A 12593-nucleotide genomic window follows, 5' to 3' on the forward strand; every position below is an offset into this window, starting at 1 on the left:
AGGCGTTGACCGGGTTCTGCACGTTCTAAGGCATAAATCCGGCTAAATTACCTGGATTTGTGGCAAAACAGCTTCACCCCGCGTCCAGCGGTTCCGTGCCGCCGGTTGTGCCGTTGCGGTCAAGTCGTATTTTCTCGATGCGGTCCTCAGCGGCTTTGAGAAGCTTTTCGCAATGCACCTTGAGCGCTTCGCCACGCTCGTATATTTCGATGGAGCGATTGAGCGGAACGTCACCGGTCTCCAGGCTCGCAACGATTTTCTCAAGCTGTTCGAGCGCCTGTTCAAAGCTCATCGAGGCAATATCGTCATTGCTCTTTTTTTCTTCGCTCATTTCTATCCCCTCATCAGGCGCTGAACATGGGAAGCGGCCGACTCGGCCAGTCCGACCAGATCATAGCCGCCTTCAAGCAGGCTTACGAGACGATTGTCGCAAAACCGGTCGGCAACATCCATCAGGCGGCCTGTTGCCCAGTCGAAATCGTCTTCGGTCAGATTGATTTCCGCCAGCGGATCGCGATGATGTGCGTCAAATCCCGCCGAGATGATGATCAAGTCCGGCCGCATGTTCTCAAGCGCCGGTAGAACCCGCGATTTGAATGCCTCGCGAAAACGTTCGCTGCCTGATTGCGGCGACATCGGCGCATTGACGATATTGCCGGCACCGGTCTCGTCTTTGGAACCGCTGCCGGGAAAAAGCGGCATCTGGTGCGTTGAGCAGTAAAGAACGCTCGCATCGTCCCAGAAAATGTCCTGCGTGCCGTTGCCGTGATGCACATCCCAGTCGACGATGGCAACGCGCTCGGCGCCATACACCTGCTGTGCATACCGCGCCGCAATGGCGGCCTGGTTGAAAAAACAAAAGCCCATGGCCTTGTCTTTTTCCGCGTGGTGGCCGGGCGGCCGGGCTGCAAGAAAGACATTGTCCGCCTCACCGGAAAAGACGTCGTCCACACCGGCTAGAGCACCGCCAACTGCCGTAAGTGCAGCTTCAAGGCTTTTGGGACTTGCCGTTGTGTCGGCATCGACACGCGCCATTCCTTCCTCCGGAATGGCTGATTTGACGAGGGTGAGATGTTCTTCCGGATGGGCGAGAAGAACTTTTTCCTCATCCGCCATTGCAGGCTCCTGCCTGTCGAGCTCGTTGAACCGTTCGTCCGCAAACGCTTTTTCAAGCGCGCGAAGACGGTCGGGACGTTCCGGGTGACCGGCTGGCGTCAGGTGTTCAAGATAAATCGGATGCGTGTAGAGACGGGTCGTCATCATTTACCTCTGGTGCGGGTTCATCCGGGCGGAGCAGGCGGCGACGGTATCAGCCTTCGACCACTTTTGTCTTGGATATTGCGATGCCGAAGCCTTCAAGGCCGACATAGTGGCGCTCGCGCGAGGCAAAAAGTTCGATCGAGGTGATGCCGAGTTCTTTCAGGATCTGCGCGCCGAGGCCGATCTCCAGCCACTCGTTCTCGCGCGCCATCGCTTCCTCGTGCGCTTCGCGCTCTCCGGCGGCGGTCCGCCCGTTGCCGAAATTCCCGACCCCGACCGAGCCCTCTCTCAAATAAACGATGACGCCGCGTCCATGCTCTGCGATCAGGCGCATATATTCGTTGATTGGCGGTTCCTGACCGAAAACATCGTCGACAACCGATTCCAGGTGCAGACGCACCGGAATATCAACGCCGTCACGTATGTCGCCGAAGACGACGGCGATGTGCTGCATCGGATCCCAGGGCAGGGCATAGGTATGGGCCATGGCCGCCCCGAATGGCGTTTCGACGGCGAACACCTCGCCCTTTTCAATGAGGGTCTCCTGCCGTTGCCGGTAGGCGATAAGATCGGCAACGGAAACCTGCTTCAGCCCGTGCTTTTCAGCAAACGCGGCAACCTGAGGTCCGCGTGTGACTGTGCCGTCATCATTGACCAGCTCGCATATCACGCCGACAGGCGGCAGGCCGGCAAGCCTGCAAAGATCGACGGCAGCTTCGGTATGGCCGGACCGCATCAGAACGCCGCCCTCGCGCGCAACTAGGGGGAAGATGTGTCCGGGACGCACGAAATCACCGGCGCCGGCATTGGGATTGGCAAGGTTGCGCACGGTCAGCGTGCGGTCGTCCGCCGAGATTCCGGTGGTGGTTCCGTGTTTGTAGTCGACCGATATGGTGAAGGCGGTCGCATGCGGGGCATCGTTTTCCGCCACCATCGGTGCAAGGTTCAGGCGCTTTGCCTCCTCGCGTGTCATCGGCGTACACACGATGCCGGATGTATGGCGCACGATAAATGCCATGTTCTCGGGTGAGCAGTGAACGGCGGCAATGATCAGGTCGCCTTCATTTTCGCGGCCGTCATCGTCCGTCACGACAACGATTTCACCGGCTTCAAAGGCGCGCAGCGCTTCCACAACGCGTGTTTGATCATATGACATGGTAATTCCTGTTCTAAATCCGGCCCGTCTGGCCTCTGTGCCGCAGATAATGGTCGGCAAGCGCGCAGGCAAGCATTGCCTCTCCGATCGGTACGGCCCGTATTCCGACACACGGATCATGGCGGCCCTTTGTGCGCACATTCACCTCGTTGCCGTCGGCGTCGATGCTGCGCCGCTCTGTCAGAATGGAGGAGGTCGGCTTGACCGCAAACCGGGCAACAATCTGCTGGCCCGTCGAAATACCGCCGGCGATGCCGCCGGCATTATTGGACAGGAATTCTGGCTTTCCGTCGGGACCCATACGCATTTCATCGGCGTTTTCCTCGCCGGTGATGCGCGCCGCTTCGAATCCGTTGCCGATCTCGACGCCCTTAACCGCGTTTATGGACATCAGATAGGAGGCAATGTCCTGGTCGAGTTTTGCATAGATGGGTGCGCCGAGCCCCGCCGGAACACCATCCGCTACAACTTCGATCACTGCGCCGACGGATGAGCCGGCCTTGCGCACCTCGTCCAGATATTTCTCCCATCGCGGCACGGTTTCGGGATCGGGGCAGAAGAACGGATTCTTGCCGATGCTGTTCCAGTCCCAATTGTCCCGGTTAACGGCAATATCGCCGATCTGAACCAGTGCACCGCGGACCGTTACCTCCGGCATGACCTTTCGTGCCAGACCACCGGCGGCAACGCGGGCAGCCGTTTCGCGCGCCGAAGAGCGCCCGCCGCCTCGGTAATCCCTGATGCCGTATTTGGTATCGTAGGAATAGTCGGCGTGGCCGGGGCGATAGCGCCGCGCGATTTCGGAGTAGTCTTTCGAACGCTGGTCGGTATTTTCGATCATCATCGATACGGGCGTACCGGTGGTGACCAGGATATCGCTGTCTTCCTGCGGCATGACGCCGGAAAGCACGCGCACAGTGTCGGCTTCGCGTCTTTGCGTGACAAAGCGTGACTGGCCGGGCTTGCGCTTGTCAAGCCAGTGCTGCAGTTCGGCCTCGGTAAAGGAAATGCCCGGAGGGCAGCCGTCAATAACGCAGCCAAGGGCAGGGCCGTGGCTTTCGCCCCAGGTTGTTACGCGAAACAGGTGGCCGAATGTATTGTGTGACATGCACCTTGCCTGCAGTTTTGCGCCCGGGTCAAACAAGCCGGTTTACCGGCGTTCGGGCATAGCAATTTCAAATTCCAGCACCGGCCGCTGCTCCAGACGGATTGCAGAGCCGTATCTTTCAATGTTTCGTCTATGCAGTTTTTGCGCACGGGTCAAACTCTAGAACCGCGCGAAAATTGATACTGATGCGGGAAAAATACAGCGGCGCACCGGCGGCCGCATTCGATTATTCCGGCTTCGGCAGCCATTCAATCGTTTTGTCCTGGATTTTCACGATCCGGTCCTGAGGCGTCGGCAGCTCTGCAGCATCGTTGCGCGCTGTTCCGGCTATCAGGTGAAAAAGCACACGGATAACGCCACCATGACACGCACAAACCGTCGGTTTTTCCACATCATTGAGCCATGCCGCAATTCGCCAGCTCAGGATTTCGTAGCTTTCGGCGTGATTTCCCGGCGGCTGGAAATCCCATTTGTTTCTGGCGCGTTCCCTGACTTTTTCCGGATTCAGCGCGGCCAGTTCCTCCAATGTATGGCTTTCCCAGTCACCGAAGGACAGTTCGATCAGCCGGTCGTCCGTGCGGTAATTGCCAGGCGCAAGACCCATTGCCTCGCGCAGCAGTTCCATTGTTTCGCGGGTTCGAAGCAATGGGCTGGCAACGTAGTCGAAATTGTCCGCCTCTTCACCGACAAGCGATTTCAGCGCCTTGCCGTTGTCGCGTGCCTGCCGCCGGCCTGTGTCGTTGAGTACGATGTCCTGTGCGCCCTGAAGTCGCTCTTCAATATTCCAGTCCGTCACCCCATGCCGAACGGCATAGATCAGCGGTAAAGAAGCGACCATTTAATACAGTCCCGTCATGTCTCAGGTGTTTTGTCAGTCCTTGACAACGGAAATATCCGGCGCATCGACGGACTTCATTCCAACCGTATGATAACCCGAATCGACATGATGCACCTCGCCGGTGACCGCGGCCGACAGATCGGACAATAGATAAAGCGAGGAAGCGCCGACTTCGTCAGTTGTCACCGTGCGCTTCAGTGGAGCGTTGTATTCGTTCCATTTCAGGATATAGCGGAAATCGCCAATGCCGGAAGCAGCGAGGGTCTTGATCGGCCCGGCGGATATCGCATTGACGCGGATACCGCGTCCGCCAAGATCGACCGCGAGATAACGCACACTTGCCTCAAGCGCCGCCTTGGCGACGCCCATGACGTTGTAGTGCGGCATGACCTTTTCAGCCCCGTAATAGGTCAGGGTCAGGATCGAGCCGCCGTCGTTCATGATCGCTTCGGCCCGGCGCGCAAGCGCTGCAAGCGAGAACACCGAAATTTCCATGGTGCGGCTGAAGTTTTCCCGCGTTGTGTCTACAAAACGGCCCGTCAGTTCATCCTTGTCCGAAAAGGCGATGGCATGAACCAGAAAATCGATCTTGCCCCAGCGTTCTTCAAGGTCGGCGAAGACCGCATCCATGCTGTCGGGGTCAGTGACATCGCAGTGGCCGGCGACATGGGCTCCAAGCTCAGAGGCGAGCGGCTCGACACGCTTTTTCAGCGCTTCTCCCTGGTAGGTCAGGGCCAGCTCGGCGCCTGCGTCCGCACAGGCCTTGGCAATTCCCCAGGCAATCGACCGATTGTTGGCGACACCCAATATTACGCCGCGTTTGCCCTTCATCAGACCTGCAGCCAGAACCATATCCCACTCCTTGCTTATTACTATCTTGGCTATGGCACAGCCGACACACGCGTTCAAGACGCTAGCAGCACCCTTCCGGCCATCTTTCTCCTGTTCTTCCCGATATCCAGCGGGTTCGGTATCGATGGAACAGGCAATGCGTCCGGATCAGGAATTGGCGAAGGCCACAAGATTTTCATCTGGTGAATCAGGAAGCAGGAGCTTCACATTCACGAACAAATCTCCGCGCCGATGGTTGCAGTCCGGCAGACCTTTGCCACGAATTCGCAGCACGCGGTCCGATCCCGACCACGGGGGAACGGTGACCAGCAGGCGTCCGTCGAGGCCATCCACGGGCAGTTTAGTGCCCAAAATACCGTCCTTGAGCGGCACCGGAAGGTCCATGACGAGGTTCACACCCTCTGCACGCAAATATTTATGCTTTTTGTAACGTATCGTGATGAGCGCATCGCCGGTTTTGCCATCGGGAAACGTCTTGCCCTTTCCGTGCAGCCGCAAAGTCCTGCCGTCCTCGATGCCGGCGGGCAGATTGACGTCAACCGTGCGGCCATCGGGAAGAACGGCTTTCTGGCTTGACGTTTTAAGCGCCGATTCCAATGAAATCATGATTTCCGCACGGAGATCAGGATAGGTCTCGTCCGGCTCGGGCTCGGGATGATCATCCAGTCCCGGAGCGTCCGCTGCGGTGGTGCGAACAAATGATTCGCCGAAGATACGCTCCATGACGTCTTCATGGGTTTCGTTCTGGAAACCGCCGGCTTCCGGTTCGGCCTCCTTGACGTTCTCATCCGCTGATTGCGCCCGCTCGGGTTTTTGGCGTTTAAAACCGAATCCAGCCCATGGCTTGACGCCCGAAAAGCCGGAAAACACCGACTTGCGAGCAGTGGCGCGACCGGCAGCATCGATCTGCCCGGTGTCGAACAATCGGCGCTTTTTTTCATCACCAAGTATTTCGTAGGCAATGTTGATGTCGCTGAAATGGGAAGCGGCATCCGGATTGTCCTGATTGCGGTCCGGGTGGCTGGATTTTGCGTGCTTGCGAAAAGCGGCTTTGATTTCATCGCCGCTGGCCGATCTGGAAACTCCGAGCACTGCATAGGGATTGCGCATTTGAACACCTACTCAAACAAATGGCGTTGCCGCGTGGCGGCATTAAAGGGTTGTTGAGGTCAGATGATTCTAGAGCGAAGTTATGAAAAAAGGCTTGATCGAATTCAGCAGCGCTGCACCGGTTGGCGCGTTGTGATTTGAGCAATTAACTCTGTTCGTTAAAGGATTTGAGTGTCCATGACTTTGTCAGGCGCGTACGGCAGATTTCGCCGGTATATTGCGAAATACCGTCATATGTGTGCTTGGAGACGATAAAATCCCTGCAGACCTTGCCGACCGAACTGCTTTCCCGGATGTAGCTGACGGAACCGAAATTGCCGGTGGTGACATTGTTCCAGGGGATATCCTGGACGTAGCCCGGCTTGATATCCGCCTCGGCGACAACATTGCTGATGATTGCATCATCAGTCGAGGCATTGGCCGGGATTGATCCTGAAAGAAGGCTTGTGTCCGGCTTGTCGGAAACTCCGAAATCCATACCGGTACTTGTGCATGCGGATGTTGATAGAAGGGTCAAAACCAGGATAACTGAACATTTGTTGGAACCGGATTGCCTCATTGACGAGATTCTGTTCTTTATTGCGTCCGATTTAGAATGTGTCACGTCATACAACCACGCAAAGTATTGGGGTTAGGCAGGATTGTTATCATGGCTAATGATAGTTTGTTAATGAAAGATGATTTTACGCTATCTGACGAGCCGTTCAAGCTGTTTGCCGCGTGGCTGGCAGACGCGGAAACCAGTGAGCCGAACGACCCGACTGCGCTGTCTCTGGCAACGGTCGATGAAGATGGAATGCCAAATGTAAGGATGGTTCTGCTCAAGGGGTTTGATGACGGTGGCTTCACAATTTACACGAATTTTGAAAGTCAGAAGGGAAGGGAACTGTTGGCGTCAAAAAAGGCGGCAATGTGTTTTCACTGGAAATCCCTGCGGCGTCAAATTCGCGTGCGCGGCGATATAACGGTCGTCAGCGATGCCGATGCTGACGCATATTTTGCATCGCGGCCGCGCGGCAGCCGGATCGGTGCCTGGGCGTCCAAACAGTCGCGGCCTTTGGAAAGCCGCTTTGCGCTGGAAAAGGCTGTTGCCGAATACACGGCGAAATACCCGGTCGGTAGTATTCCGAGGCCGGATTACTGGTCCGGATTTCGTCTTGCGCCGGTCTCCATTGAATTCTGGCACGACCGCAAGTTCCGGCTGCACGACCGAATTGTATTTCAACGCAAGCCGGACGGCGGCTGGTCGAAAACGCGGTTATATCCCTGAAACGACTTCGTTCTTGCGAACGATCAATCAGGCCTTTGGCCGGCAGGGCTGTAGCTTGCCCAGTTGAAGGGGATGCCGGTCAGCAGCGCTTTAACGTAACGGGTTTTCTGGTGGTAGCCATTGAGCGAAACGCGTGGCAGCGCCATGGGCTTTTTTGCGCTTTCCTCTTCAAGCAGGCCCGGGCGGGTCGTAACGGCGACCCTGAAGCCCTGGTCTGCCGCTGCCTCGAATTCACGCTCACAGGCAGCATTCCTGTTTCCGTAGGGATAGGCAAAACTGCTCGGTTGGGAACCTGTCAACGTCGCGATGTGGTCTGTTGAAACGCTGATTTCGGATTTCATTCGCGCATGATCCGCGCGCGCCAGATTGATATGACTGACCGAATGCGCGCCAAGCCTGACGAGCGGGTCCGCGCTGAATTCGCGCAGGCCGCCTTCGTCCAGTATTTCGCGGTCGACGATTTCAAGCGGCTCAATCCCGGCGCGGCGCGCAGCATCGTCAACGCCGGCTACAAACACATCTTCGTCCTTAGTGTCGAACCGGTCGCTGATGTAATCGTAGGCCGCGTATTTTTCCATTGTCGAGCGGGTGGAAAATGTGCGCTCGCCCTCACACATTCGCAAGGTTATCTCATCTCTTCGGGCGAGCATTTCTTCCAGCGTAATCCACCACATGCTGCGGGACCGGTCGGCAAACCCGGAAGCTACGAACACAGTGTAGGGAATTTTGTGTTTCTTGAAGACCGGATGGGCATATTCGAGATTGTCGCGATAGCCGTCATCCAGCGTAAATGCCATAAACCGCTCTTCGGGGCCCGTTTCCTCAAGCAGGCGCGGCATATCGTCGAGGCGCGCCGGTTTCCAGCCCTGGCTAAGCAGCATTTTGATGGTGTTGTCCAAAAATTCCGGCGTGACGGCAAGATGCGTGTTCGGCGCGAAGCTGGAATTGCCGGCAGGCCGGACCTGATGCAGCGTAAATATGACACCCTTGCTTTTAGGGCACCGCACGAGGCCGATCCCGGCAGCAAGCGCTACGGCCTCCAATCCACCACGTATGGCAAGCCATTTGGCAGCTCTGCGGGCCATGGTCCTGTATTGTGCAAGTTTTGAACGTGTTGGCATTTTTTTGCAGGCAGCCCGTGTGTTCCCCACCAAATACACGCCGTTCTACGGCAAATGTTCCTCATCGTTTATAGGGGCTCCTGCTTAACCGAAAATAAACTTGCAACCGAAAATTGGTGCTATGTCTGCGTTCCACCAACCGTCATCTCATCCATGCGCAAATGCGGCTGGCCAACCCCCACGGGAACACTCTGTCCGGCCTTGCCGCACATTCCAATGCCGTTGTCGAGTTTTGAATCGTTGCCGATCATCGAAACCCGGTGCATGGCATCCGGACCATTGCCGATAAGCATTGCGCCCTTGATCGGTGCGCCGACCTTGCCGTTTTCGACCATGTAGGCTTCCGTGCACCCGAAAACGAACTTGCCGGAAGTAATGTCGACCTGGCCGCCGCCGAATGAAACTGCATAAACACCCTTATCTACGGACGCTATGATTTCCTCAGGTGTCTTGTCGCCGCCGAGCATATAGGTGTTTGTCATGCGTGGCATGGGTTGATGCGCGTGGGATTGGCGCCGCCCGTTTCCGGTCGGTTTCATTCCCATCAGGCGGGCGTTCTGCCGGTCTTGCATGTAACCGACAAGCTTCCCATCCTCGATCAGCACATTGTAGCCCGACGGTGTGCCTTCATCATCGATCGTGAGCGAACCGCGACGCCCCGAGATCGTTCCATCATCGACGACAGTGACACCCTTTGACGCGACCTGTTCGCCCATCAGCCCCGCAAAGGCGGATGTTTTCTTGCGATTGAAGTCGCCCTCAAGGCCGTGACCGACGGCCTCGTGCAGCATTACGCCGGGCCATCCCGATCCCAAAACCACATCAAACGTTCCAGCGGGCGCCGGTATGGCCTCGAGATTGACAAGTGCCTGGCGCAGCGCTTCGTCGGCGCTTGCCTGCCAACTGTCTTCGGCCAGAAATTCGCCGAAGCCACGGCGTCCGCCGGCACCGTACGACCCGCTTTCCTGCCGGTCCCCCTCGCCAACAACGACACTGACATTCAGCCGTGTCATCGGCCGGATATCGCGCAGGATCTGTCCGTCCGCACGCAGGATGTTGACCACCTGCCAGACCGCGGCGAGGGCGGCAGTGACCTGTCTGACTTTCGGATCCTTTTCGCGCAGATAGCTGTCGATGCGCTGCAGCAGTTCAACCTTTTCGGCAAAGGCAGGTGTGCCGATGGGATTTTCATCGCCGTAAAGGTGCTTGTTGGTTCGCGCCGGCGCATCGGCATAGGTGCCTGTATAGCCGCGCGTGACCGCGCCCACCGCGTCGCTGGCCCGAAGCAGCGCTGCTTCCGACAATTCGCCCGCATGCGCATAGCCGACAGCTTCGTCGGCGACTGTGCGAAGGCCAAAACCCTGATCGCAGGAGAAATTGCCGGATTTGAGCCTGCCGTCATCGAATGTCAGCGACTCCATCTGTGCATATTCCACGAACAGCTCGCCGTCATCAGAGCCGTTCAGCGCGCTCTTGACGATGTCGGTAACACGCTCTTCAGAGCAATCGAAACTGTTGAGAAGATCGGTGTTCATGTCTTTGTCCGGATTTTGCGCCGCCTGGTCTGGCGCGACGCCTGGTTGGGAAACTTCTCCCCACCATATAAGATATCGGGCGTGCATTATCCATCGTATTGCGCAACGCGGCGTTATGGAGGTCAGCGATGGTTGAAAAACGGACCGCAGAAAACAAACGTAAGGTGGAACTCAAGACCCGGCCCAACAATTCCAGCGTCGAAGCATTCATAGCCGGTGTCGAGGATGAGAAAAAACGGGCCGACAGCCATGAGCTGATCAAGATGATGAGGCGTGTAACAGGTGAGGAACCGGTGATGTGGGGCACCGCGATCATCGGTTTCGGCACCTATCGTTACACCTACGCCAACGGTCGGCCCGCGGAAATGTGCGCAACCGGATTTTCTCCGCGCAAATCAGCCCTCACGCTATATATCATGCCGGGATTTTCGGCCTATGACGGTCTCCTGTCTCGGCTCGGGCGCTACAAGACCGGCAAGTCCTGCCTCTATATCAAGCGGCTCTCCGACGTCGACCCCGACATCCTCGAAGAACTCGTTGACCGTGCATATAGATATATGAAGGACAGGTATCCCGATTGACGGCCGCCGCCGCCAACGGCGCCCGTACTGATCAACTCCGCGGCTGTTCCTAAGCCACGAGCGGAAGGTAAATTTCAGTCAGAAGGTCATCCGGTTTGGTGTCTGCCGGACTGTTCAGGTAGAGCTCGTAGCATGGTGCTTCAGCCGGTTCTCTGTCTGAGTTGGGCAGCCAGTGGCCGAAAAGGTGATCATATGCGGCTCTCACGCCGTTATACGGTCCTTTGTATGTCAGGACCGCATAGTCTCCCGCCTCCAGCAGAACCTCCTCCAAACCTTCGGGTAGGTCGGTGCCTTTGCCTATCAGCAACCCGGCATGACTGCGAAGGTCCGCTTCCGCCACGAGATTTGGATCGTCGTGATAAATGGCCGCGACGCCTTGGACATTGGGCCGGAACACCGGCGACGACGCAATCTCGCCAAGTCTGACAAAACAATTGCCGATTTCCGTATAGGGACCGGTATGCGGAATCGCTCCCATATGCCGGTCGGGCATTTGCCTGATTTCGACGTCAAACATCTGATAATCTCCTTTGATGACCATGTTTATTTCAGCGCGGGCGTAGCCCGTCTTTCGAAACACAATCGGAGAAACGCCGTACCAGTCCTGAAAGGCACGGGAGAAACTTTTGACATTCGGATAACCCACGCTCGCCGCCACACTCTCAACGGACCGGTTTTCGTTTACCAGCCATAAGGCGGCCCGATAGAGCCGCAGCCGACGCACGGCCTGGGCACAGGTTTCCCCCGTCATTGCATGAAAGACGCGATGCCAGTGAAATCGGGACATCGCAGCCACTTCGGCCAGCGCATCGAGTGAAAGATCACCCGCCGGATTGTCATGGATATATATCAACACGCGCAAAATGCGCTTCTCATAATCTGAAGACAACACGTTTCCTCGTTTGGTTTCGAGGGGACTATGCGTCAATCCCATTCCACAAATCTTGCTGAATTGTGCTGACACGGACCGGTCGCCCGACTTCGGACAATTGCGGCCCTCCACCCGCATTGCGATGCATCACGATCGCTGTTCAACAGGTGGAAAATGTCTACCAAATATGGATTGGCGCCGCAGCAAATTTGAGCTTTGCAAAAGGGTGTTCAAGACATTCCCGGTAGATAGCAGCTTTGCCGGTGCCGTCAGGGCAGGGCGGCGAAACCATCGGTAAATCCGGCCAGATCGACGGGAATGCCGATACCTTCCTCCGGCGTCTGAAAGACGATGAAGGTCGCCGTGCCGCCGTTCTTGAGCGTATTGAGCAGCGTGTCTTCCAAAATCACCTCTGCGTAACAGCCATCGGTGAAGCAGCGCACGAAATAGGCTCTGCCGATATCTTTGCCGTCGACATTCAGCCCCAGGCCGTTGGGAAGCAATACGCCGAGCGGCGCAAGGACGCGCAACACCCGCGCTTTCTTGTCCGCCGTTTTCAAAATGACTACTGACAACCCGATTTCCGGGCGGTCTTCGGCAATAACGTTTTGCATGAGCGCGCACTGTTCGCTGGATGCGCCGGCGGGCTGGTCGCATACTATCGACCAGGCACCGTGATTGGCACGCACAGTGCCCGGTTGTTGTGCCGCTGCTGCGGTAATGTACCCGGTCGCCAGCACCATCAGCGCGGCAATCGGCAGTTTCTTCATCGTAATTCGCAGCATATCAGCTCCAGCGCTACCCGAATCAGTCGTGCTATCATGTATGTACAGACCAGCAATTGAAAAGCCCGCAATATCAATTGCGGCCTTGGACGGCGTCCCTAGGGGA

General features: G+C 56.9%; 14 protein-coding genes. 2 read left to right on the forward strand and 12 right to left on the reverse strand.

Annotation, left to right across the window (positions count from 1 at the left end):
- Window positions 1-73 precede the first annotated feature (73 nt).
- The 8 genes from ABVT35_RS05610 to ABVT35_RS05645 all read right to left on the reverse strand — a co-directional run bounded on the left by ABVT35_RS05610 (window position 74) and on the right by ABVT35_RS05645 (window position 6802).
- Window positions 74-331: an exodeoxyribonuclease VII small subunit gene (locus tag ABVT35_RS05610; RefSeq protein ID WP_368465297.1), complete on the reverse strand. Its 258-nt coding sequence runs from the start codon at window positions 329-331 to the stop codon at window positions 74-76.
- Window positions 332-333: 2 nt separating this feature from the next.
- Window positions 334-1260 carry a histone deacetylase family protein gene (locus tag ABVT35_RS05615; RefSeq protein ID WP_368466277.1) on the reverse strand — a complete coding sequence of 309 codons (927 nt, stop codon included), beginning with the start codon at window positions 1258-1260 and terminating at the stop codon, window positions 334-336.
- 49 nt (window positions 1261-1309) lie between these two features.
- A complete protein-coding gene (gene ribB, locus ABVT35_RS05620; protein ID WP_368465298.1) occupies window positions 1310-2416 on the reverse strand; it encodes a 3,4-dihydroxy-2-butanone-4-phosphate synthase in 1107 nt (368 codons plus the stop codon).
- A 13-nt stretch (window positions 2417-2429) separates the two neighbouring features.
- Entirely contained in the window at window positions 2430-3524 is a 1095-nt protein-coding gene (gene aroC, locus ABVT35_RS05625; RefSeq protein ID WP_368465299.1) for a chorismate synthase, read from the reverse strand.
- A gap of 226 nt (window positions 3525-3750) precedes the next feature.
- The gene (locus ABVT35_RS05630; RefSeq protein ID WP_368465300.1) at window positions 3751-4362 is read right to left on the reverse strand and encodes a histidine phosphatase family protein; all 612 of its coding nucleotides are present in this window, start codon (window positions 4360-4362) and stop codon (window positions 3751-3753) included.
- A 33-nt stretch (window positions 4363-4395) separates the two neighbouring features.
- Window positions 4396-5214, reverse strand: coding sequence for an enoyl-ACP reductase FabI (gene fabI, locus ABVT35_RS05635; RefSeq protein WP_368465301.1), 819 nt, complete (start codon window positions 5212-5214; stop codon window positions 4396-4398).
- 147 nt (window positions 5215-5361) lie between these two features.
- On the reverse strand, window positions 5362-6324 hold the full coding sequence (locus ABVT35_RS05640; protein ID WP_368465302.1) for a DnaJ C-terminal domain-containing protein: 963 nt from the start codon (window positions 6322-6324) through the stop codon (window positions 5362-5364).
- Between the two features lie 145 nt (window positions 6325-6469).
- Entirely contained in the window at window positions 6470-6802 is a 333-nt protein-coding gene (locus ABVT35_RS05645) for an RT0821/Lpp0805 family surface protein (protein WP_368465303.1), read from the reverse strand.
- A gap of 171 nt (window positions 6803-6973) precedes the next feature.
- Here ABVT35_RS05645 and pdxH point away from each other — a divergent pair, with 171 nt between their 5' ends.
- Entirely contained in the window at window positions 6974-7594 is a 621-nt protein-coding gene (gene pdxH / locus ABVT35_RS05650; RefSeq protein ID WP_368465304.1) for a pyridoxamine 5'-phosphate oxidase, read from the forward strand.
- A 23-nt stretch (window positions 7595-7617) separates the two neighbouring features.
- Here pdxH and ABVT35_RS05655 read toward each other — a convergent pair whose 3' ends face one another.
- Together ABVT35_RS05655 and tldD are read right to left on the reverse strand one after the other, a co-directional pair.
- Window positions 7618-8715 carry a polysaccharide deacetylase family protein gene (locus ABVT35_RS05655; RefSeq protein WP_368465305.1) on the reverse strand — a complete coding sequence of 366 codons (1098 nt, stop codon included), beginning with the start codon at window positions 8713-8715 and terminating at the stop codon, window positions 7618-7620.
- 119 nt (window positions 8716-8834) lie between these two features.
- A complete protein-coding gene (gene tldD, locus ABVT35_RS05660) occupies window positions 8835-10250 on the reverse strand; it encodes a metalloprotease TldD (protein ID WP_368465306.1) in 1416 nt (471 codons plus the stop codon).
- Between the two features lie 128 nt (window positions 10251-10378).
- Here tldD and ABVT35_RS05665 point away from each other — a divergent pair, with 128 nt between their 5' ends.
- Window positions 10379-10831, forward strand: coding sequence for a DUF1801 domain-containing protein (locus ABVT35_RS05665; RefSeq protein WP_368465307.1), 453 nt, complete (start codon window positions 10379-10381; stop codon window positions 10829-10831).
- Between the two features lie 49 nt (window positions 10832-10880).
- On the opposite strand, the gene ABVT35_RS05670 is transcribed toward ABVT35_RS05665, so the two are convergent.
- Both ABVT35_RS05670 and ABVT35_RS05675 read right to left on the reverse strand, forming a co-directional pair.
- Window positions 10881-11720: a GyrI-like domain-containing protein gene (locus ABVT35_RS05670; protein WP_368465308.1), complete on the reverse strand. Its 840-nt coding sequence runs from the start codon at window positions 11718-11720 to the stop codon at window positions 10881-10883.
- 251 nt (window positions 11721-11971) lie between these two features.
- The gene (locus tag ABVT35_RS05675; protein ID WP_368466278.1) at window positions 11972-12472 is read right to left on the reverse strand and encodes an invasion associated locus B family protein; all 501 of its coding nucleotides are present in this window, start codon (window positions 12470-12472) and stop codon (window positions 11972-11974) included.
- Between the last annotated feature and the right edge of the window lie 121 nt (window positions 12473-12593).

Source organism: Hoeflea sp. TYP-13, assembly GCF_040932035.1.
Lineage (GTDB): Bacteria > Pseudomonadota > Alphaproteobacteria > Rhizobiales > Rhizobiaceae > Hoeflea_A.